The organism is uncultured Campylobacter sp., from assembly GCF_938017775.1.
Taxonomy (GTDB): domain Bacteria; phylum Campylobacterota; class Campylobacteria; order Campylobacterales; family Campylobacteraceae; genus Campylobacter_B.
On the sequence record NZ_CALIIU010000022.1, the window covers coordinates 46400 to 69031 of the forward strand.

At 45.0% G+C, this 22632-nt stretch carries 21 protein-coding genes; 13 read left to right on the forward strand and 8 right to left on the reverse strand.

Features of this window, described 5'->3' with window-relative positions:
• Nucleotides 1–159: 159 nt before the first annotated feature.
• The 3 genes from Q0537_RS04095 to Q0537_RS04105 all read right to left on the reverse strand — a co-directional run bounded on the left by Q0537_RS04095 (nucleotide 160) and on the right by Q0537_RS04105 (nucleotide 1925).
• Entirely contained in the window at nucleotides 160–717 is a 558-nt protein-coding gene (locus tag Q0537_RS04095) for a hypothetical protein (RefSeq protein WP_299225333.1), read from the reverse strand.
• 31 nt (nucleotides 718–748) lie between these two features.
• Complete coding sequence (locus Q0537_RS04100; RefSeq protein WP_299225335.1) at nucleotides 749–1477, reverse strand: hypothetical protein; 729 nt, start codon at nucleotides 1475–1477, stop codon at nucleotides 749–751.
• Nucleotides 1478–1598: 121 nt separating this feature from the next.
• Nucleotides 1599–1925, reverse strand: a complete 327-nt coding sequence (locus Q0537_RS04105; RefSeq protein ID WP_299225336.1) for a hypothetical protein — start codon at nucleotides 1923–1925, stop codon at nucleotides 1599–1601.
• A 1271-nt stretch (nucleotides 1926–3196) separates the two neighbouring features.
• Here Q0537_RS04105 and Q0537_RS04110 point away from each other — a divergent pair.
• The 5 genes from Q0537_RS04110 to Q0537_RS04130 all read left to right on the forward strand — a co-directional run bounded on the left by Q0537_RS04110 (nucleotide 3197) and on the right by Q0537_RS04130 (nucleotide 10636).
• Nucleotides 3197–4042 carry a universal stress protein gene (locus tag Q0537_RS04110; protein ID WP_299225338.1) on the forward strand — a complete coding sequence of 282 codons (846 nt, stop codon included), beginning with the start codon at nucleotides 3197–3199 and terminating at the stop codon, nucleotides 4040–4042.
• Between the two features lie 290 nt (nucleotides 4043–4332).
• Nucleotides 4333–6702 (forward strand): TonB-dependent siderophore receptor, encoded by a 2370-nt coding sequence (locus tag Q0537_RS04115; RefSeq protein WP_299225340.1) that lies wholly within the window; start codon nucleotides 4333–4335, stop codon nucleotides 6700–6702.
• A gap of 384 nt (nucleotides 6703–7086) precedes the next feature.
• Nucleotides 7087–9264, forward strand: coding sequence for an SbmA/BacA-like family transporter (locus tag Q0537_RS04120; RefSeq protein ID WP_299225342.1), 2178 nt, complete (start codon nucleotides 7087–7089; stop codon nucleotides 9262–9264).
• 492 nt (nucleotides 9265–9756) lie between these two features.
• A complete protein-coding gene (locus tag Q0537_RS04125; RefSeq protein WP_299225344.1) occupies nucleotides 9757–9885 on the forward strand; it encodes a hypothetical protein in 129 nt (42 codons plus the stop codon).
• Between the two features lie 262 nt (nucleotides 9886–10147).
• Nucleotides 10148–10636, forward strand: coding sequence for a chemotaxis protein (locus Q0537_RS04130; RefSeq protein WP_299225346.1), 489 nt, complete (start codon nucleotides 10148–10150; stop codon nucleotides 10634–10636).
• A 12-nt stretch (nucleotides 10637–10648) separates the two neighbouring features.
• Here Q0537_RS04130 and prfA read toward each other — a convergent pair whose 3' ends face one another.
• Together prfA and rpsT are read right to left on the reverse strand one after the other, a co-directional pair.
• The gene (gene prfA / locus Q0537_RS04135) at nucleotides 10649–11716 is read right to left on the reverse strand and encodes a peptide chain release factor 1 (protein ID WP_298028237.1); all 1068 of its coding nucleotides are present in this window, start codon (nucleotides 11714–11716) and stop codon (nucleotides 10649–10651) included.
• 24 nt (nucleotides 11717–11740) lie between these two features.
• Entirely contained in the window at nucleotides 11741–12013 is a 273-nt protein-coding gene (gene rpsT, locus Q0537_RS04140; RefSeq protein WP_291938896.1) for a 30S ribosomal protein S20, read from the reverse strand.
• Nucleotides 12014–12164: 151 nt separating this feature from the next.
• Here rpsT and glmM point away from each other — a divergent pair, with 151 nt between their 5' ends.
• The 5 genes from glmM to nhaA all read left to right on the forward strand — a co-directional run bounded on the left by glmM (nucleotide 12165) and on the right by nhaA (nucleotide 16124).
• Nucleotides 12165–13505, forward strand: a complete 1341-nt coding sequence (gene glmM, locus Q0537_RS04145) for a phosphoglucosamine mutase (protein WP_299225348.1) — start codon at nucleotides 12165–12167, stop codon at nucleotides 13503–13505.
• Between the two features lie 98 nt (nucleotides 13506–13603).
• The gene (gene lspA, locus Q0537_RS04150) at nucleotides 13604–14065 is read left to right on the forward strand and encodes a signal peptidase II (RefSeq protein ID WP_298956146.1); all 462 of its coding nucleotides are present in this window, start codon (nucleotides 13604–13606) and stop codon (nucleotides 14063–14065) included.
• Nucleotides 14052–14444, forward strand: a complete 393-nt coding sequence (locus tag Q0537_RS04155) for an SHOCT domain-containing protein (protein WP_298960044.1) — start codon at nucleotides 14052–14054, stop codon at nucleotides 14442–14444. The genes lspA and Q0537_RS04155 overlap by 14 nt, the downstream gene beginning before the upstream one ends.
• Before the next feature lie 10 nt (nucleotides 14445–14454).
• Complete coding sequence (locus tag Q0537_RS04160) at nucleotides 14455–14895, forward strand: CopD family protein (protein ID WP_299225349.1); 441 nt, start codon at nucleotides 14455–14457, stop codon at nucleotides 14893–14895.
• A 65-nt stretch (nucleotides 14896–14960) separates the two neighbouring features.
• Nucleotides 14961–16124 carry a Na+/H+ antiporter NhaA gene (gene nhaA / locus Q0537_RS04165; RefSeq protein WP_299225351.1) on the forward strand — a complete coding sequence of 388 codons (1164 nt, stop codon included), beginning with the start codon at nucleotides 14961–14963 and terminating at the stop codon, nucleotides 16122–16124.
• Between the two features lie 156 nt (nucleotides 16125–16280).
• Here the strand turns inward: nhaA and Q0537_RS04170 are convergent, their stop codons facing one another.
• Genes Q0537_RS04170 through ruvC form a run of 3 tightly spaced genes read right to left on the reverse strand, consistent with a single transcriptional unit; the run spans nucleotide 16281 to nucleotide 18102 of the window.
• Nucleotides 16281–16808, reverse strand: a complete 528-nt coding sequence (locus Q0537_RS04170) for an isochorismatase family cysteine hydrolase (RefSeq protein ID WP_299225353.1) — start codon at nucleotides 16806–16808, stop codon at nucleotides 16281–16283.
• Nucleotides 16808–17614, reverse strand: coding sequence for a nitrilase-related carbon-nitrogen hydrolase (locus Q0537_RS04175; RefSeq protein ID WP_299225355.1), 807 nt, complete (start codon nucleotides 17612–17614; stop codon nucleotides 16808–16810). Before Q0537_RS04175 ends, Q0537_RS04170 begins: the two co-directional genes overlap by 1 nt.
• Before the next feature lie 8 nt (nucleotides 17615–17622).
• Nucleotides 17623–18102, reverse strand: a complete 480-nt coding sequence (gene ruvC / locus Q0537_RS04180; protein WP_299225357.1) for a crossover junction endodeoxyribonuclease RuvC — start codon at nucleotides 18100–18102, stop codon at nucleotides 17623–17625.
• A 110-nt stretch (nucleotides 18103–18212) separates the two neighbouring features.
• Between ruvC and dnaA the strand changes: the two genes are divergently transcribed.
• From dnaA to Q0537_RS04195, 3 genes are all read left to right on the forward strand, one after another.
• The gene (gene dnaA, locus Q0537_RS04185) at nucleotides 18213–19541 is read left to right on the forward strand and encodes a chromosomal replication initiator protein DnaA (RefSeq protein WP_299225359.1); all 1329 of its coding nucleotides are present in this window, start codon (nucleotides 18213–18215) and stop codon (nucleotides 19539–19541) included.
• 156 nt (nucleotides 19542–19697) lie between these two features.
• Nucleotides 19698–20777, forward strand: coding sequence for a DNA polymerase III subunit beta (gene dnaN, locus Q0537_RS04190; protein WP_299225361.1), 1080 nt, complete (start codon nucleotides 19698–19700; stop codon nucleotides 20775–20777).
• A 9-nt stretch (nucleotides 20778–20786) separates the two neighbouring features.
• Nucleotides 20787–22632, forward strand: a 1846-nt coding sequence (locus tag Q0537_RS04195; protein ID WP_299225363.1) for a DNA gyrase subunit B, incomplete at its 3' end; no start/stop codon positions are given.

Below are 22632 nucleotides of genomic sequence, written 5' to 3' on the forward strand. Positions count from 1 at the left end.
CTCGGGTTTGGCGATGTCCGGGCGCCCCAGCGCAAATCGATCGTGAAATTTAATACGCCGGAGCGAGTTAAATTTAGACTGGGTTAAATAATTTTAGCCCTTGCCGCCCGCGTCTTTCTTGGCTACCAAAGTTGGCTATAAAAGAAATGATTGAAATAGTTAATTGATAAAATATTCGCGTTTAGGAATAGCAAGATTACAATCTATTTGGCACTCGGTAAGAGTATGCGGATAAAATTTCTTCTCGCAGTTTATACAGGCAAAAACGATTTCGTCCGTCGCTTCGTTTAACATAACTCTGTAATCGCTAGGCGACCATTGCGGGCATTCGCACGCCAAGTCCAAATCCACGCTAACTACCAAGCTATCAAATACAATCGAGTTTAATTCCTCGTAGGCTAGTCTTAAGCTCTTTTGATCTTTCAATGCTCTAATTTTATTTATCAAGCGGTATTTGTCCGATTTGATGATCTTTACGCCAAAGAGATCCTTCGCTTTTCCGTCGCCGTAAATCGATAGCTCGGTCGGATAATCTTTAAAATTTAACTTTAAAAGTTCGTCTAAACCACAGCCGTCGTATTCTTTCATAAGAAACAAAATTTTATTTTCCATAAACCATGCCGCTATGCAATAGCATATTTGCTCGGGATTAAAAGGATGTAGATTTAAAATTCTATTTTCTAACGATAAACACAAATTTCTAATTTTGGGCTGCATTGTTTTATCCATTTAACGGCTAAATTTTAGATTATACTATCTCTACCGATATTTGAGCGTCGATTTTGCCGCCATTTTCTTTTAAAATTTCAGGAAACCCCAATTTTATAATCTGCTCTTCGGAGAGGCTATAAGAATAGTGGATATTTGACTCTATGCTCAGCGGAGCGACTATTTTTGCAACTTCGCTAAAAGGCAGCTTAACGTCCAATAACGCCACGTAAAAGGCTTCCGTATCGCTATCAAAGACATTTATATAGCAGCCTTTTATATTTTTATCGCCACTATTTGGAGCTTTGATTATTCTTTCATGGCCGGCAGAGGAACCAAAGAAGTATGAAAAACCGGGCTTAACCATATCAAGGTATCCAAAAGATCTCATCTGCTCTATGTTTAAGCTATAGCCATATACATAATAAGGATCGTCTGCATCCGATTTTACAATTTGTTTTATGTCTTCCAAATCAAGATCTATTTGCCGCGAATCGGCGTAGCTCTCATCGATACCGAAAGATGTTATATCATAATATGTCTTATAATACATATCGCGTATATGAAATTTAATTCGCTTATCGCTTAAAAGCTTTGGATCTATTTTTAGACCGAGTTTTTGCGCGTCCGATTTCGCAATCGATTCGGGCTCGAATATAAATTCTTTTCCAAAACGACCGCTTTGCCCTTTTGGAATTTTAAGTCCATACAGTTCTCGTCCATCTCTTACCGGAAAAAGATAACGGAAAATACCTTTTACGCTTTTCATTTTTGAATCCTTCTTATTTTATTTGCTTTCTCAACCCGCTTTAAATTTACGTTATGCTCGCTTGGATACTCTGCACGTATTGAAATTTTAAAATCCGCGCTAAGTATCTTTCGCCCGACGGCTAGTACTTTCTTTTTGCTATGTCATCTTTCTTTACGAAATACTCCGTTTCGTCGCAGGGATAGTAAATTTTACACCATTCGCCTTCGCAGGATTGGATAGGGATGACTATCTCATCATAATAAGCAAATTCCTCTTTATCTTCATAGAAAATTTTACGAATAACGCCATCTTTAAATTTATATATAATTTTTTGATCTATTTTTTCGCCGCATTCGCCGTAAAAGGCACCGTCTTCGTGTTTTGCAAAAGTGATTTTATGCCCTAAAATCGTAGGGCTGCACCCATATAGGCATAACGCGACAAAAGATATAACAAAATTTCTCATCTCTCCTCCTACTTGAAATGCGCCCTATCTTTTATTTGGATATATTAGGCTATTAAATACCGCTGTAGAAATTATGGCTGATACTAATGTCAAAATTTTCATCTTATTTTCGCCCCCTTTGTCGGAATTCTATTTATAACGTCTTATAATATTCCTTGCAAATACATACGTAATTTTAAAATTTTATACCTTAAGACTGCGCCTATCTTTTAAAATTTTATTCCTCATCGCGCTGATTTTGCACCCTCTTTAGCCACTTTTTTTCAAATTTATAATATTTCTCAAGCTTTTTATTCTTTTCTATTTGATCCGATTTTTCTATCTCGGCATAATCTTGCAGTTCGCCTCCGCATTTAGAGCAAATACTCTTATCTTTAATGCCTAAGAAATTTACTCATATTTCTGAAATTTTACCGTAATTCTCCTGTAAAATTTTACTTAAATTTGGCTTCAGTCGTTTAAAATTTTATCTCTTTAAAATTTAAATTTCAACTGTCGCCTGGCGTTTTAAATTTCGCCGTTTTTAAATGTACACCTCAAACGCCGCTTTAAAATTTATGCAGATGCAAGCAGGCGAGGAGCCGCCGCGATAAATTTAAAGTCAAATTTTATTTTTAGCTATCTTTCAATTTGTTTCTTATCTTTGGTGTATCAAAATCCCGCTCCGTTTCATTCGTAAATTTAAAACGTATATTAAAAACAAGCAGAGCCGATGAGCGAAAGAAATTTACAAATTTTAGGTTAGGGGGGGGCACATGCCTGTCGGTCATAACGCATGTATCCTATGTGCCGAGCATAATGGCAAATTTAGACGGCAACAAAGTCCCGTTTCTCCAGCCGCTCGCAGCCGCGAGAAACTGCACGATATAGCTTAGCTACGACTTGCTAAAGCCCAAAAAGGACTATCCGCTCGCCGCAGCAAATTTCCCAGGGATCATCTTTGGGCTATTAACCGCAATAACGGCGCTTTAAACCGCGCCTTTAGCGGCTTGATAAATTTCAAAATCGCCCGCGCCATACTTCTGCATGCCGCATCCGCAACGTTTTTTAGTCGCCCACTGCTACTACGTTGTAACTGCTCGCTAGTTGTCACGCCGAGCCTGAGCTAGCTTGCCACAAGCGCGCCCACGCCTTACAAACCTATTGCGGCACGGCTTTGAAATTTTGCAAAATCGCCCGCTCCGCATTCAAATCTAACGAATTTAAATAACTTTTATACAAAATTTGATAAGCTTATTTCGATTAAAATTTTATCTTTAAAAGGACGAAAAATGAAAAAGGTCATCACTTGCGTCGATCAAAATGCGCTTGCCCCGGCGGTTAGAGATTACGGAATTTACGTCGCTAAAACCTTGGGTGCCGAGCTCGTGTTTATTCACGTGGTTGAAATCCCGGAGCTTGGCGAGAATTTTTATGGGCTAGCCGCAGGCGGAATCGTCCTAGGAGAGAATGATATCCTTGCAAATAGCTACGGAAGTCCCACACTAGGCGGCGTGGATGCGGAGAAAGACCACGAAGAAGCCGAAGCGATGCTGGATGAATATATCTGCGCTGCGACTACTGCGGGCGTAAAGGCGAGTAAGATCATTAAAGATGGCGATTTTATCGACGTTATCGCTGAGTACAAGGACGAAGCTGAAATTTTTGTACTCGGTATCAAGGGCTCAAATAACGAGGACGTAGGCTTTAACGCAAGCGTGCTGATAAAGGAGCTTCACGTGCCGTCGCTGCTCGTGAATAAGGAATTTTCACCGATTAACTCCGTGCTCATCGCGTTTGACGGCACTGACGCGGCGAAACGCACGCTTGAGTTTATAAAGAGTTCAAAGCTTCTTGCGAGCGCACATAAGCATGTCTTGCACATCAATGCGGGTGCCGCAGAGGGTGAGCGGATGCTGGATCTAGCGCGCGAAATTTTAGGCACTCAAAACGCCACTTTCAAATTCATCCAAGCCGAAGTGCCCGCCGATGAGATCATCAAATATCGCCGCGCCAATAACCTCGATCTGATCGCTACCGGTGCCTTTACGAAGGGCTTTTTCAAAAAGCTCTTTTTAGGCAGCGTCTCCGAGGACATCTTGCACAATGCGCTTGTACCGGTGCTAGTGCTATCATAATCGCAAGACCAAACGCCGATAAACGCTAAATTCCGTCGCTTACGTTATTTTAAAGCGGCGGAATTTTAAATTTTTAAATCCTTTGTTTTTCAAATTCATATACTTTTTAAAATTTATATAAATTTTGCTTAAAAATTCGTCAATATATCTTATTAAATTCCGTTAAATTAGTAATTGCATATAAAATTTTATGATTTAGTTTATTAAAAATTTTATTATTATTTAAGAGGAATTGTAAGATAATCCCGCCAGTAAATTGATATAGATTATAAAATCTAAAAAGGATTTTTATGAAAAAGGGTAAAATTTTACTCTCTTTGGCGCTACTTTGCTCGCCGTTTTGGCTTACTGCGGCGCAAAATAGTGGCACTTCTCAAAACTCGTCCGTCGCGAGCTCCACCTCTAAAATTTCGTCATCGCAAAGCTCTGTGCAAAAGCCTGGAAGTCGCCCTACCACTGTAAATTCCATGCCGCAAAGCGGTAGCGCGGCAAATTCTACGCTGCAGGGTTTGGACGGCGATAATCTCGGCACCATAAACGTCACGGGCAAAGCCGATCTGTCCACTACCGAGGGCACCGGCTCGTATACGACGGGTAATATGAGCACCGCGACGGGGCTAAATTTAAGCATAAGAGAGACGCCGCAATCCATAAGCGTCATCTCCAATCAGCTTTTAAAAGATCTGGGCCTGCACAACGCCGAAGAGGCTCTTTCAAAATACGCCACCGGCATTTCGCTAAATAACGACGCAGGCGGCAATCGCATCGTCTCGCGCGGCTTTTATGTGGATAATATCCAAGAAGATGGCATCGCAAGCTCGGTTTCTAGCTCCGTGTTCGGGCCGCTGGGCTCATCGAAGGAATTTACCGATTTGGAATTCTACGATCGCGTCGAGGTTCTGCGCGGCGTAGCGGGCCTTACGCAAAGCAACGGCGAGCCCGGCGGCACGATAAATTTAATCCGAAAGCGCCCGAGCGATCAGTTCGGCTTTAACGCAAGTCTAAGCGGCGGTAGCTGGGATAATTATCGCGGCATGATCGACGTAACGGACGCGGTAAATCAAAGCGGTACGGCACGCGCGCGGTTGATCGGAATTTTAAGTAAAACGGGCTCGTTTAAGGACTATCCGCGCAACGGCTATCGCGAAGGCGTCGGCGTTTCGACGGAATTTGACGTGGCCGATAAGACGCTTCTTAGCGCGGGATTTTTGTGGCAAAAAACCGTCGGCGTCTATGACATTTACGGCGTGCCCGTTTTAGACAATCATGGAAATTTACTGAATTTACCGCGCAGAAGCTACTTCGGCTCGGATTGGGACAGAAGCGAATATAAAAAATTTAACGCCTACAGCGAACTTTCGCACGAATTTAGCGATGATCTGAAAGCCTATGCGAGGCTCAATTATACCGATAGCGACAGCATGTTAAAATTCGGAGCGCTCGGCGGGGCAAATCCTTACAACGGTACTACGTCGCATACGGTGCGATATAGAATTTACGATAACGACTCCAAGGAGATCGGGTTTCAAACGGGGCTAGACGGCAAATTCGAAGCATTCGGGCAGAAGCACGACTTTTTCTTAAACGGCTCGCTTAGCAACGAAAAACTTAATTGGCGCGAGACTAGGACGAGAGATTCATCTATGGCGTCGCTAGGGATGAATATTTATAACTGGGACCGCTCAAGGATCGCTCAGCCCGATTGGAGCAGTGCCGCTACGTTTAAAGACCGAAGCTCCACTACCATAAAGCAGCGCGCGATCTCGCTCGGGACTAGATTAAACTTAACCGACGATTTTCACTTTTTGCTCGGCGGGCGCTTTTCGAAAGTAGCCTATAGCAGGTATTATTATAATATTTTGCGCGGTACGGCTTCGCATAGCGCGAGCCCGAGCAAATCGGATTTTACGCCGTATGTGGGAGTGGTCTGGGATTTTGCGGATAATTTTTCGTGGTACGCAAGCTATGCCGAAATTTTTAAGCCGCAAGCCGCGCGCGACAAGGACGGTAAAATTTTAGATCCCGTCGTCGGCTATAATTTAGAAACCGGCGTGAAGGGAGAATTTTTTGACGGCGCGCTTAATACGAATGTCGTGCTGTTTCAGATCATTCAGAAAAATAGAGCGATGACCGACCCCCTTAATACGAACTATTCCATCGCCGAGGGCAAAGTGCGAAGCCGCGGCGTGGATGCCGAGGTGCAAGGCTCGCTCACTGAGAATTGGAAATTATTCGCAGGATATACTTTCAACCGCAGCGTCTATTTAAAGACGGAAAGAACCTCCGCAGCGGTCGATTATAGCAAGGGCGCAAACGCCAAACGCTACATTCCGAAGCATCTGTTTAAGCTCTATACGAACTATGAAATTCTGCTCGGCGAAAATCGTAAGATCGCCCTGGGTACGGGCGTGCGCTATCAGAGCAAAACCGCTTCGATATATCGCGAAAACGTTGCGTATTACGCCGCGCCGCAAAAGGCTTACGCGCTGTGGGACGCGAACGTCGGCTATCATTTCGACAAGCACTTTAGCGTAAATTTTGCGGTCAAAAACATCACGGATAAGAAGTATTTTCAAAACACGCAAAATCGCGTCGCTGGGCATAACAACTACTACGGCGAGCCGCGGAATTTTATGTTGACGCTTAATTATACATATTAGGTGCGGATGGAATTTTGCGCTTATGTGAATTTGGACAAACTCCCTCGCACGCGGTTGCGGATAAATTCCGCGCTTTATAAGAGCGCGGATGAAGCGGGTGCAGAGGCGAGAGGCTAAGCTTTGTCGCAAGTAGCACGTAGCGAGGCGGGTAAAATTTGAACGAAGCCGCGGGATTAAAATTTAACTCACGATTTGGTTGATTAACGATTGATTGGCGCGGGCGATCGCGGGCGATGCGGGCGATAAATTTAATCCCGCGAAATTCCGAGCAAATTAAACGCGCAGACTTGCGAGCATAAAATCCGCTCGCGAGCTTGCGGGATCAAATTTAATCCCGCGATCTCGCTGTAACCGGCGCTAAATTTTAAAATTTAAAGAGAAAATTTGAAAACGCTAAAGCAATTTTTTGAAATTCTACGTCCGCACTGGTTCGGCAAGGGTGCGGCGAAGCTGTGGGCGCTGCTGCTCGCGCTTGGTTTTAGCCTCGCTATCATCAAAATCAGCGTGCTGATGAACGCGTGGGACAAGCGTTTTTACGACGCGCTAAGCGAGCTTAAAGGCGAGCTCATTCCCGCGCTCGTGGGCGAATTTTTGCTCTACACGGCGCTCATCGTGCTTTTCATCGTCTGCAGCAGCTGGCTTCGCAAACTGCTCGTAATCGTCTGGCGCGAGCGGCTAAGCGCGATGATGGAGCGCAAATGGCTACATAACGCAAACTTCTACCGCACGAGCCTTGATGGAAATTTTAGCGCCAGGGGCGGATCAAATTTAGAAAAACCTGGCGACGTAAATTTAGATAAAAATTTAAACGAGCGCGCAGAGTGTTCCGCAGTCGAAGCGGACAGCGCGGTTTTGCATAGAGACGCAAAGGAGCTTGAAATTTTACCGAGCACGGCGGAGCAAAATACAGCAGGGCAAAGCGGCGCAAGCGAGAATGAAAATTTAAACGATCGTAGCGACGAGAATTTTAAAAATTCAAAAAACGCCGATAATACTAAAGCATATTTGGAGCAGGATACGGATGGCTTAAACGAATGCGTGGGCTCTGCGAGCGATCGCGCAGAGTATCTTGCAAGCGAGGCGAGCGGCACCGGTGTGAACGAAAATTTAAACCAGCAGCGTGAGGAAGATTTTAAAGAATATTGGGGACGAGATACGGGTAATTTAAACGAACGTGCGGCGTCCGTGAGGGCGCGGGCTGGGTGCCCCGCAATCGAAGCGGATGCCAAAGGTTCGTTTAAAGCTTCCGAAGACCGGGGAATTGCAAAGCTAGACAACCCCGATCAGCGTATCGCAGAGGACAGCTTGCTGCTCGTGCAAAAAAGCGTCGATCTCGTAAAATCGCTCGTCTATAATCTCGCCAAGCTCATCGCCTTCGTCGCGATCCTGTGGCAGGTCTCGAAGGTGCTGAAATTTGAAATTTTCGGCATGCACTTTGAGATCGAAGGCTTTTTGCTCTACGTCGCGCTCCTTTATACGCTACTTTGCTCGCTGATTACGCATCTCATCGGGCGCAGGCTTAGGGGGCTAAATTTTGCTAAGCAGCGCGCCGAAGCCGATTACCGCTCGGATCTGCTGCTCGTGCGCGAAAATGCAGAAGCAGTAGCCTTTATGCGCGGAGAGGATGCCGAGCGCGGCCGCTTCCGCGCGAGCTTCGGCGAGATCGTTAAAAACTGGCGTAGCATCATGAATACGGAATTTCGCCTCGAATGCTTTTCGGCAAGCTACCTAAAAATCACGAATTTAATCCCGATCTTTGCCTGCTTGCCGCTGTATTTGTCGCGCGCGATGAGCTTTGGCGACATGATGCAGGCGCGCTCGGCATTTTACAGCGTACAGGACGGATTTGCGTGGTTTATGGACTATTACAAACAGATCATGGAGTGGGCGGCGAGCGTGCAGAGGATCTATGAGTTCATCTCGCGCATGGACGACGAGAGCGCAAATCTGCGTGCTTGCGTCAAACAAAGCGACGAAAATTCTGCTCGTTGCGAGGGCTTGTCGGTCTTCACGCCTGCGGGCGAGCCGCTGATCGAGGATCTACGCTTCGAGCTTGCGCCCGCGCAGTTTATAATGCTGCGAGGCAAGAGCGGCGCGGGCAAAAGCACGGCTCTGCGCTACGCAGCGGGTCTTTGGCGATATGGCCGCGGCGAGATCAGTCTGCCGCGCACGGGCGTGATGTTTATCCCGCAAAAGCCCTATCTAGCGCCGCTTAGCCTAAAAGAGCTTATTTCCTATCCGCAGCCGCCGCGCGCAGCCGCCGCGGAATTTTTAGAAATTTTACGCCGCGTAGGGCTTAAGAAATTTGCCCGCATGCTAAACTCGCGCGCCGATTACGTTAAAATTTTAAGCGGCGGGGAGGCACAGCGGCTTAGTTTCGCACGTATTTATTACCACAAACTGAGCTTTGTTTTCGCAGACGAGATCACGTCCGCGCTCGATCCCGCCTCGGCACGCGAGCTGCTACTGGGTCTACGCGTGGATCTGCCGAGGCTTGGCATGCTAGCGATCGTGCATCAAGCGGGGCTTGAGGACATATTCGAGCGGATGATAGAGCTTTAAATTCGGCCGTTAAAATTTCACGCCGCACGGATTTCGCCTTTAAATTCATATCTTTTTAAATCCAGATTTATTAAAATTACTCATTTATACTAAGAGGTGATAAAATTTAGCCTAGGCGCTAAGTGTTCGCATACATGGGCATCGGCATCCGCGCGGCTAGGCGCTCGCGCGCAGTCGGCGGCATAGCACCGCCGTAAGTAAGTATTTACGGCGCAACGAGTAGTTCGGAAGTCGGTCGGCAGTGCGCGATCGCGGTTCTGTACGGAAATTTAAGTCGATAAAATTTAAACGCGAGATAGTCTGCTCAATGCAGGGTGTCTCGATAAAATTTTAGCTACGCGGTGAGCAGTTTGGAAGTCGGTAGACGGCGCGCTAATGAGCGGGCTGCGTAAGCGGTGCGATGCGTAGGCGTCGCGATAAGTCGGTAGCGCGTCGGATGGCGCGTAACACATCGGCGGCGCGGACGGCACGCCGTAGTCGAGAAGCGGAGCGGTGATACGTACCTACTTGGCGCCGTGTGACATAACCTTCGCTCGGGCAAATCATCATCGTAACGGCGCTACGATCGAAGCGAACAACGTTACCGTGGCGGCGGATCGGCAGCACAAGGGCGCGGCGTGATTGCGGCGGCGATAGCATAAAATGCCGCAATATGGCAATCGCGATCGACAGGATGCGTATGTAGGGAAAGCGCAGTGCAAGCAGCGCAAACGTCGCGATACGATGATGGCGATCTACGGAGCGTATAGGCAAGCAGCAGTGCGGGCGGCGCAATAACGCCGAGGCGATACGATAGCGGCGACCGACGAGACATAACACCGCCGTAGCGTTCGCGTGCGCTACGCCTAAGCCGCTAAATTTTAAAACGAAGCAAGGAGATTTTATGCTTAAAGCGGGGATTGTTTATAAATTTGCGCTCATCGTGCTAATAGGCTGCGCGCTTTGCATTTTGGGCTTTTCGGGCGCCTACTTTGCGCGCGGCGAATATGACGAGATGTGGATGAGCCTGCATAAGATCGCGGGATTGGGTCTGCTTTGCGTCGCGATCTTGCATATAATCACAAGGCGAAAGAAGCTCGTAAAGCTCTGGGGCGAGTTTTTGGACGTGGTTTTGAGCCGCAAAAATCCCGGTTTTTGCAATATGGATCGCATAATCGGCGCGATCGAGCGCTATAATATCAGAGAAATCGCTAGTAAAATGGGCTTTGAGCCGGACGAGCTCGCTACGATTTTGAAATCAAACGGTATCAAGCTTATAAGCGCAGATCAGAACCTACGCGAGCTTGCGAAGTTTAACGACGAAAAAATTTTCTTCATCTTGGTGCTTTTGATCGAGGCAAAATTTGGTAAAGCGGGTGGATGTAAGGTCTAAATTTTAAAAGGCTCAATAGCCCGCGTTTGCGATCGCCTCGGCTTGAGAGTGCGCGATGAGCGGGTCGATGATCTCGTCGAACAAACCGCCCGCCATGATCGCGTCTAGGCGGTAAAGCGTTAAATTTATGCGGTGGTCGCTGATGCGGTTTTGCGGATAGTTGTAGGTACGAATTCGCCCCGAGCGGTCGCCTGTGCCTACCTGATCCTTGCGATCTTTGCGCTCTTTTTCAAGCCGCTCCTGCTCTTGCATATCGTAAAGGCGCGCCTTTAGCACCTTCATCGCCGCCTCTTTATTTTTGTGCTGGTCCTTGCCGTCTTGGTTGGTGACGACTAAACCAGTCGGGATGTGAGTGATACGAACGGCGCTATCGGTGGTATTTACGGACTGCCCGCCGTGGCCGGAGCTGCGCATAACGTCGATGCGAAGATCGTTCGGATTGATCTGTATCTCGCTATCCTCGATCTCGGGCATCACGGCGACGGTGATCGCGGAGGTATGCACCCTGCCCTGGCTCTCCGTTTCGGGGACGCGCTGCACGCGGTGAGTGCCGCCTTCAAATTTCAGCCGCGAATACGCTCCCGCACCCTTTACGAGCAAGATTGCTTCTTTGTAACCGCCGACGCTGCCTTCGCTAGTGCTTACGATCTCGCATTTATATCCGCGAAGATCGGCGTAGCGCAGATACGCGCCGAGCAGGTCGCCCGCAAACAGCGCCGCTTCGTCGCCGCCTGTACCGGCGCGGATCTCTAAAAAGATATTTTTATCGTCGTTGGGATCTTTCGGAAGCAGTAAAATTTTGATTTTTTCTTCGAGCTGCGGTTTTTGCGTCTCTAAGTTTTTAAGCTCCTCTTTGGCTAGCTCGCCGAGATCGGCATCGCTTAGCAGGGCTTTGTTTTCTTCGATCTGATTTAAAATTTTAAGATACTCGCTAGCCGCCTCTTTGATCGGCTCGATACTGCGCTGCTCCTTAGATAGCGCCGTCATATTAGCGATATCTGCGGTAACGGCGGGATCGCTAAGCATGCGCGAAAGCTCGTCGTAGCGATCCAAAAAAGGCTTTAGTTTATCGGCTAGCATTTAAATTTTATGCGCAAGGGGCGCTTACGCGGCGGTTTTTAAAGAATTTACGAGTTTGGCTAGGCGGCTTACTTTTCTGCTCGCGGTCTGTTTTTTCAAAAAGCCCCTGCTTACGAAGCTGTGAAAGCTTTCATTAGCCGTTTTTAGAGCCTGAGTCGCTGCGTCTAGATCCTTGCTCTCGACCGCCTCTCTTACGGCTTTTGTGATATTTTTTACTCTGGTGCGATAAAATCTATTTCGCTCCGTTCTTTTTATGGTTTGTCTCGCGCGTTTTTCGGCGGATTTGTGATTTGCCATAACGTTCCTTTTCGGTTAAATTTGAACCTGCGATTATACGTAAAAAATATTTAATCGACGCTTAATTTAAGTAAAATTTAAATATAGTTAAATTTATTAAGATTAAACTTTTTCTGGTAGAATTTCATGATTTTTATACAAGGATTTGATAATGAAACTTTTCGGGACGGACGGCGTACGAGGCAAAGCGGGAGAATTTCTAACCGCCGAGCTTGCGATGCGCGTAGCGATGGCAGCGGGAATTTATTTTAGGAAAAATTCCGTTACGAATATGATTTTAGTCGGCAAAGATACCCGCAGAAGCGGTTATATGATAGAAACAGCGATCGTAGCAGGCCTTACCTCCGTGGGCTACAATGTCCGCCAGATCGGGCCGATGCCTACTCCTGCGATTGCCTTTCTCACCGAGGACATGCGCTGCGACGCGGGCATCATGATAAGCGCGAGCCACAATCCATACTACGACAACGGCATTAAATTTTTCAACAGCGAAGGCTTTAAACTCGACGAAAAAGAGGAAGCGCAGATCGAAAAAATTTACTTCAGCGACGATCTAATCGCCGAGGCGCGCACCAAAATGATGCAAATCGGCGCCGCAAAGCGCGTGGACGACGTCATCGGCAGATACATTGTGCATATTAAAAATTCCTTCCCGAAGCAAAAGACGCTGCACGGGCTTCGCGTCGTGCTCGATTGCGCAAACGGAGCAAGCTACAAGGTCGCACCTACCGTATTTAACGAGCTGGGAGCCGAAACTATCGTCATCGGCGACGAACCTAACGGCAAAAATATTAATGATGCTTGCGGCGCACTAAGCCCGCAAAATTTAGCCTCGGAGGTCAAAAGATTACGCGCCGATGTCGGGTTTGCCTTCGACGGGGATGCCGACAGGCTCGTAGTCGTGGATGAAAACGGCGAGATCATCCACGGCGACGCGCTACTTGGAATTTTAGCAGTCTATTTGAAAGGAAAAAATCGCTTAGCAGGCAATAAAATGGTAGCCACAGTGATGAGTAATTCTGCGCTGGAGGATTTTTTAGCTAAACACGACATCGCGCTTCATCGCTGCAATGTAGGCGATAAATTCGTACTTGAGACGATGCACGAGCTAGGCGCAAATTTCGGCGGCGAGCAGAGCGGGCACGTGATCTTCGGCGATTACGCCAAAACGGGTGACGGCATCGCAAGCGCGCTGCAATTCGCCGCCTGCATGCTGGATATGAAAAAGAAGGCAAGCGAATTTTCGGGGATGATTAAGCCCTATCCGCAAATTTTAAAGAATTTAAAAATTTCGGATAAAAAGCCGCTTGAAAAATTAAAAGGGCTAAAGGAGCTTGAAACAAGCCTTAAAGCGGACAAGATCCGCTCGCTCTTTCGCTACTCCGGCACCGAAAACGTTATACGCCTCTTAATCGAGGGCAAAAACGAAAAACTGCTGCAAAAGCGAATGGACGAGGTCGAGAAATTTTTTGCCAAAGCCCTAAATGAATAGCGATTTTATAAAATTTTACGGCGCGGCAAACTGCCAGCTCCACACGAAAAGCACAGGCAAAAAAGGCAGGCTTTACATATTCAAATTTGGATTGCAAGATGGCTAAAACCTGTATTAAATTTATTCTGCTTTTCGCGGTGATCTTCGCGATCGATCAAGCGATCAAACTTCTGTTTTTAAACGGCTTTTCATGGCAGGGAGAGTTTTTTTCGCTAGAGCTTACGCTTAACCGCGGCGTTGCGTTTTCGATGTTTGCGTTTTTGGGCGAAAATTTAAAATTTATCCAGATCGCGCTGATCTCGGCGCTTGCAGCGTATGTATTTTGTCATAAAAAGCTCTTTTGCGAGCACTGGATGCCGTTTGCGCTGATGCTTGCGGGAGGCTGTTCGAACCTGCTCGATCGCTTTATTCGCGGCGGCGTTGTGGATTATGTCGCGTGGCATAAATGGTTTGAGTTTGCGGTATTTAATTTTGCCGACGTGATGATAGATCTGGCCGTAGTGATTTTTATTTTTCAGGGCTTACGCACCGCAAAAAAGGAGAAAAATGAAGAGAAATAATTACATCGCTTACGCACTTTGGTTTTTAGGTGCGTTTTCATGGATCGCAGCTATGCCGATCGGAGGCGGACTGCATAGAATTTATTGCGGCAAATTTATCAGCGGATTTGCTCAAATCGCGCTATTTTGGCTGGGAAGTTTTACGCTATGGTTTTTAGTGGGCTTTTTGTTTTGGGCGATTTGGGGAATTTGGATTTTGCTAGATATATTTTTCGTAGGAATTTGGGTGGAAGATTTAAATGCTTTTGCAAGCGAGACGGAGGAGGACGACTACGAACAGCGTCTGAAAAAGGTCGATGCACTTTATGAGCTGTATCAAAAAGGCGCGATTTCCAAAGAGGAATTCGAAGCGCGAAAAGAAATTTTAATGAGAGATTAAGGAGGCTAAAATGAGTTACTATTGGTTTAAATTTATCCATTTTGCGGGCTTTATTTCATGGATGGCGATGCTGTTTTACATGCCGCGTCTGTATGTTTATCACGCTGAAAATTTAGACAAGCCGGATTTCGTAAAGGTCGTTAAAAAGATGGAGCGGATGCTGTATCACGCGATCGGCTGGATAGCAATGGCGGTGACGGTTTTTAGCGGCGTGATGCTTATCATTTTAAATCCGGGGCTTATGAAAATGGGATATTTTCATATAAAATTACTAGCCGGAGTTTTGCTAATCTGTTATCATTTGTGGCTGTATTATTATATGTATAAATTTGAAAAAAACGAGTATCACAGGAGCGGAAAATACTTCCGTGCGATCAACGAAGGCCCTACGATCATAATGTTTATAATACTTTATGCAATGCTAATAATGCCGAATTTACCGAGCAACTAGCCCGTTTTGATAAAAATTTAATTAAAATTTGCATAAAATTAAGGCAAAATTTTTAAAGGAAGCATGTGCAACATATCATTAAGAAAATTTTATCAAGCGAAAGTAGCGCCGGCGTTATATTACTTCTATCCGCAGTTTTTGCGATCATAGCTCAAAATGTGGACTTTTTATCTAAATACTATGAGGCATTTTTACATCTAAGCTTCACCATAGGTGTGGGTTCTGCGAAACTTGACGAATCGATGCATTTTTTAGTAAACGACGTGCTCATGGCGATATTTTTCTTTGCCATCGGACTTGAGCTCAAGCGCGAAAAGATCGAAGGACAGCTGCGCCATTTCTCTCAAATTTTACTTCCTAGCTTCGCGGCTTTAGGCGGAGTAATGATGCCTGCGATCATATTTTCGATCATCAACTGGGGCGATGCCGTCGCGATGAAGGGCTGGGCGATCCCAACGGCGACCGATATAGCCTTTGCCGTGGGCGTGATGGCACTTTTAGGCAAAAAAATCCCGGCTAGTCTTAAAATTTTCGTTTTGACACTTGCGATAATGGACGATCTGTGTGCAATTTTAATCATCGCTTTGTTTTATTCCTCTACCATAAACGCAATCTATCTAGGCGGCGCAGCTGCCTGTGTCGCAATAATGCTAGCGATGAGCAGACTTGGCGTTGATAAAAAGCTTCCGTTTATCATCGTAGCCGTCGTGCTGTGGGTGATGGTACTAAACTCCGGCATCCACGCGACCATCGCAGGAGTATTGGCGGGCTTTTGCATCCCGCTTAAGACCCGCTCGGGCTCCATGCTAAAGGATATGGAGCACGGACTAGCCTACCCCGTAAATTTCTTCATCTTGCCGATCTTTGCCTTTACAAACGCAGGCGTTTCGCTAGCAGGCATTAGTCCTAGCTTCCTTTTCGGTCCGGTGCCGATGGGTATAATGCTCGGACTATTTTTCGGTAAACAGATCGGAATTTTTACCTTTAGCTGGATCTTAATCAAAGCCAAAATCGCCTACATGCCCGAAAATGCAGGCTGGCCACAGCTTTACGCCGTGGCAATTATCTGTGGTATCGGCTTTACGATGGCGCTTTTCGTCGATGGCCTCGCATATGGCGGCAGTGATATGTATCATTACACAGACAAGCTTGCAGTATTTTTAGGCTCGATAATTTCCGGAGTAGTAGGATTTTTCGTCGCAAAAGCAGTCGCGGTAAAACAAAGCTAAATTCCATAAAAAGATTAAAATTTTAAAATTTTACGAGCAACACAAAATTTCAAAATTCTATCGCTCAAAAATTTAGAATTTTAAGAACGGCTCTAAAATTTTAAAATTTATACGCTACAAAATTTAGCTTAAAATTCTGTCTGATCCAAGCGCAGCTTAAATTACCAAAATCCCCGCATTTTGCATTAAGCTTAGCGCACATTCATCGTAGTAGCCGCGCTCATGATTCGGTGCGTCGTATGTAGCTACCGCACCTCGCGGAACGATGACGTCCTTATCGGCACCCATTTCGTTGAGATAGGTGCGCAGGCTAAGCGCAAACTGCATCACGCAGATGTCGGTGCAACAGCCCGTAATCACGAAACGATCGAAGCCGTCCAGAATTTTCTTATCCAAATTATGAAAGCCGTTCGTGCTGCGCTTAAAAGTGACGTTTTGCTCGCTTACGTAGGGCGCGAGTTCCTCGATCACCTCCGCTTCGGGCGAGCCAACTAGGCAGTGAACCGGATAGCGCTTCATCTCCAAATCACGCTCGGCGTGAGCGTCGCAGATGAAATACGCATTTTTCGCCGCCTCAATCTGCCTAATCACCGCAGGAGCGATCTTCGCTATGCTAGGATCGGCCATCGCGCCGAATTTTACAAAGCCATTTAGCATATCGATCACAAATACCAAAGTTTTCATCAAAACTCCTTATAAATTTCAGGTTTCATATCTTTTAAAAGATCCATTTTAGCGCGAAATTTTAAAATTTCATCTAAATTCGCCCGAGCAATCTTCACGGCCTCTTTTTTGCCTAGGCGCGCGACGATCTCGCCGTTTGGACCGATCAGCATGGAATTTCCGCCGAAACTCTCGCCCTGCCCCGTATCGCCACAGCCATTTACCGTGCAGATAAAAATTTGATTTTCGATCGCGCGGGCCTTAGCGAGCGTGATAAAATGCTCTATGCGGCTCTGCGCAAACTGTGCGATCACAAAAACTATCTGCGCGCCGCGAAGCGCTAAGGCGCGAAAAATTTCGCAAAAGCGCAGATCGTAGCAGACCGCGACGCCGATTTTGACCGCACGATTTTGAAATTTTATCTCGCAAATGCCTAACTTATCGCCACCGCTTACGATCTCGTTTTCGCGAGCGAGTGAGAAAGCGTGGATCTTGTCGTAGCGTAAAATTTCGGCTCCGTTTTGATAGACGAAAGCAGAATTATAAATTTTATCTTGCCTAGAATTTATCGCTCCACCTATTAAAACAGCGCCGCTTTTTTGCGAAATTTCGCTTAAAAATCCCTTCGTTCGCACGGCTCCCGCGTCGGCTAAGCGCTTAAAATTTTGCACGCAAAAGCCAATGTTAAAGGCTTCAGGCAGCACCGCTACGTCCGCGCCGCGCTTTAACGCGCGATCTATCAGCCCGCGCGCGCGGATAAAATTTTGCTCACAATCTGCAAAATTTTGAGCCATTTTCACGTCCATTTGCAAAATAGCGATTTTCATAAAACCTCCTATTTAGGCGCTAAGCGCATAACATTTGCATGCGTAAGCGCGATAGCTATAGCATCAGTGATATCAAGCGGCTTAATTTCCTTATTAATTCCCAAAATTCGCTTCACCATGAACGCAACCTGCTCCTTCGCCGCCTTCGCCTTTCCTGTGACCGATTTTTTTATCTGAAGCGGCGTGTATTCGGCGAAATTTCCAAAAATTTGTAAAATTTTAAGGGCCAGCGCGCCGCGAAACTGAGCGAGCTTTAAAACAGACTGCGGATTGTAGGCGTAAAACATCGATTCTATCGCGACCTCATCGATCTTATGAGCTCTAAAAATTTGATCGATCGCCTCGCTCATCTGCGTCATTTGAAATTGCACGTTTTCAGCCTTCATTTTCACTAATCCCGCCTCTATGAGGATGATTTTATTCACATCTTTTTCCAAAATCGCATAGCCTAAATTTCTAGTTCCTGGATCAATTCCTAAAATTTTCATAACCCTCTTTCACGCTTATTCACGGCTTAATCACAAGTGAATAAACTTAAATTTACCGCAAATTTAGCGAAATTTAGCTAAAATCTTAATCTAATTTGTAAGGGAATTTTATGGCGACGTCGCAAGCACAAGAAATTTTATCGAATTTAGAGAAGGAAATTTTACCTACCGAATACTCTAGATACATTAAAAATTTGAAATTTAACGATAAAAACTCGACACCAGGGTTTTTCATCTACAACACAACTAACGAGTTTATAGCCAAATATGCCCAGACAAAATACGGTACTAAAATAAAAGAGCTTATCAAAAAACAGTTTGGGCTCAACGACGTGATCGTCAAAATCACCTCAAAGGCTAAAATTTCGCCGAAAGAAAAGGTAAAAATCATCTCCGAAAAGCCTAAGAGCACCATTTTAAGCGAAAATTACAACTTCGAAAATTTTATCATCGGCGATTCAAATAAATTTGCCTTCGAGTGTTCGGTATCCGTCGCAAAAGAGCCAGGAATTCGCTTTAATCCGCTCTTTATCTACGGACCTAGCGGACTTGGGAAAACCCATCTGCTTCAATCGATCGGAAATTACTGCATCAAAAAGGGTAAAACCGTCATTTGCGTCACCAGCGAACAGTTTGCTAATGATTTCGTCTTTAACCTTAAAAACAACTCGATCGATAAATTTAAACAAAAATACCGTAACTGCGACGTTTTGCTCATCGACGACATTCAATTTTTGATCGGGCGCGACAAAGCTCAAGAGGAGCTTTTTTATACATTCAACGAGCTAAAAGACAAAAACTGTCAAATCGTGCTAACCAACGACCTGCCGCCAAAATTTCTAAAAGGCTTTGAAAGTCGTCTTACAACACGATTTGAAAGCGGCATAATAGCAAACATTACCCCGCCGGATCTCGAAACTAAAATCGCCATTATCAATAAAAAGAGCGAGGAAAATCGCGTTAGAATTCCACACGACGTTGTAGAATATATCGCCGCAAATATGGGCGATAATATCCGCGAGATCGAAGGCGCAATAAACAAATTAAACGCCTATTCCTCGATACTTCGCACGAAGATCACGCTAGAATTTACCAAAAGTACACTGCAAGATCAAATTCACCAAAAATATTCAAGCGTGAGCCTCGAACACGTCATAGAGGTGATCTCAAAAGAACTGAACGTAAAACCTAGCGAGCTAAAGAGCAAAACGCGAGCTAAAAACGTTGTCGAAGCGCGCCAAATTTGCATATATCTAACCAAACAGCTAACTCAAAACTCAATGCCTAAAATCGCCGCATTTTTTAATCTAAAAGATCACAGCGCCATCAGCAAAAATATCAAAAAAATCAACGAACTCATTCAAACCGACGAGATATTAAAGATAAAAATTGAAGAGCTAAAAAACAAAATAACCAAAAAGGATAAGAATGAAATTTAGACTTTATGAAAATAAAGCAAAAAAGGTGAATGAAAGTGAATAAAACAAAGCTACTTACTCACTGGATAAACTACCTAAAGACAAGCTTTAGGATAAGTTTTTCACAAAAACCTCTTACCAACTACTACAACGATAAAAATTTAAAAGGATAAAAATATGAAAGTGTTAATCACTAAAAAACTTTTAGAAGAGATAGTTTCCAATACGAGTTCCTATCTTGACAAAAAAGATCTAAGCTCGATAACATCACATCTTTTAATGAGTGCAAAAGATGGAATTTTTAGTATAAAAGCTACCGATCATGAAATCGGTTTGAGCTACAATCTACAAAATATATCAATAGAAACAGAGGGAGAAGCTACAGCAAATGGAGGCAAGCTCCTTAGCGTCATTAAAGGCCTAAGCGAAGATGGCGTTACTTTAGAAACTGTCAACGGAACGCTATTTGTAAAGCAAAAAAAATCCAAGTACAAGCTTCCGATGTTTGAGACTAATGATTTTCCAAATTTTCCTACAATAGATGGTAAAAACAGCTTTGACGTAAACGCTGGAATTTTAGGTAGAAGCCTTAAAAAGATCTATCCGTCGATCGATACGAACAATCCAAAATATGAGCTAAACGGAGCTTTAATCGACGTAAAAGAGGGCTTTATAAATTTAGTCGGAACCGATACGAAGCGACTTAGCGTTTATAAACTAATCACTCAATCAAAAGCAAGCGAGCTAGATACTAAAATTTTAATCCCTAAAAAGGCGATAGGCGAAATTCAAAAGCTATTTTCAGACAAGATTAAAATTTACTACGACGAAAACGTGCTGCTAGCGGTGAGCGAGAATTTTGAGTTTTTTACGAAGCTTATAAACGGCAAATTTCCAAACTACGAACGGGTGATCCCAAGAGATACGGCGTATAAAATTTCAATTCCGCGCGATAAGATGGTAAGCGGCGTGCGAGCGATAAACGCAATGTGCGAGGAGATGAAGGTTACCATTAAAAAGGACGGAATGATTTTTGAGAGCATTAACGAAGATAATTCCGAAGCAAAGACCGAAATTGAAGCGGCGATCGAGATAAACGGCGAGATAGTTTTTGGCGTGAAAAACCGCTTTCTGCTTGATTTTTTAAGTAATATTGAGAGTGAAATTTTTGAGCTTGATTTTAACAGCTCCGATACGGCGTTTGTGCTTAGCGCGGATGGTTTAAAAACGGTCGTCATGCCGATAAATAATATTTAAAGGAAAAATATGAAACAAAATTACGGCGCCAGTAATATTAAAGTTTTAAAAGGTCTTGAGGCTGTTAGAAAGCGCCCTGGAATGTATATCGGAGACACCAACATCGGCGGACTTCATCATATGATTTATGAGGTTGTAGATAATTCGATCGATGAGGCGATGGCAGGGTACTGTGACACGATCGATGTCGAGATCACTAGCGAAGGAAGCTGTATCGTTAGCGATAACGGTCGTGGAATTCCAGTGGATATACATCCGACTGAAAAAATTCCTGCTGCGACGGTGGTTCTAACCGTGCTTCACGCAGGCGGTAAATTTGACAAAGACACTTATAAGGTCTCCGGCGGTTTGCACGGCGTGGGCGTTAGTGTTGTAAATGCGCTCTCAAAAAAGCTCGTTGCTACGATCAAACGTGACGGAAATATTTATAGACAAGAATTTGCCAAAGGAATTCCTACTACCGAGCTTGAAAAGATAAAAACTACTAATCGCACGGGCACTACGATCGAGTTTTGGCCCGACGGCGAAATTTTTGAAATTTTAGAATTTGACGATGAAATTTTATCAAAAAGATTTCGCGAGCTAGCGTATCTAAATCCAAAAATTACGATAAATTTTAAAGATAATCGCACGGGTAGGGACGAGTACTTTCACTTCGAAGGCGGCTTAGAAAGCTTCGTAAATGATATGAATAAAGCGCCTGCCATATCCAAAGCCGTATCGTTTAGCGATAGCGCGGATGATGTTATGGTGGATTTTGCGCTGATGTATAACGAAACATATAGCGAAAATTTATTAAGCTTCGTAAATAATATCAAAACTCCGGACGGCGGTACTCACGAGGCTGGTTTTAGAGCGGGTCTTACGCGTGCGATAACAAATTACGTCGCAGCAAATGCGGCTGCGCGTGAAAAAGATACGAAGATAACCGGCGACGACGTTCGCGAGGGACTTATCGCGGTAATTAGCGTAAAGGTTCCAGAGCCGCAGTTTGAGGGACAGACTAAAGGGAAGCTGGGCTCCAGCTATGTTAAGCCGATCGTGCAAAAGATGGCGTTTGAGGTGCTTAGCAAGTATTTTGAGGAAAATCCGATTGAAGCGCGCGCCATTATGAATAAGGCTCTTTTGGCCGCGCGCGGTCGTGAAGCGGCGAAGAAAGCACGCGATCTAACGCGCAAAAAAGACAATATAAATTCCGTCGGAACCCTCCCTGGAAAGCTAGCCGATTGTCAGAGTAAAGATGCGAGTATCAGCGAAATTTATCTAGTCGAGGGCGATAGTGCGGGCGGTTCGGCGAAGCAGGGAAGAGACCGCGTGTTTCAAGCGATCCTGCCGCTTAGAGGTAAAATTTTAAACGTAGAAAAGGCGCGGCTGGATAGAATTTTACAATCTGAAGAGATTAAAAATATGATTACGGCCTTTGGTTGCGGTATCGGCGAGGAATTTAACGAAGAAAAGCTTCGCTATCACAAAATCATCATTATGACTGATGCAGACGTCGACGGTAGCCACATTCAGACGCTGCTTCTAACCTTTTTCTTTAGATTTTTGCGCCCTGTTGTCGAAAACGGCTATGTTTATCTGGCGCAGCCGCCGCTTTTTAGATATAAAAAGGGCAAAAAAGAAATTTATCTGAAAGACGAAAAGGCGCTGAGCGAGTTTTTGATCGAAACGGGCATTGATATGGGCGAGTTTGAAGGCATCGGCAACGAGGATCTGATCGATTATCTAAAAATCGTCTCAAACTACCGCTCGCTTCTTAATGAGCTTAAAAAGCGCTTTAGCGTGCTTAGCGCGATCAGATTTTTGATAGAAAACGACGAAGCGCGAAGCCTTGGATACGAGGAACTATTTA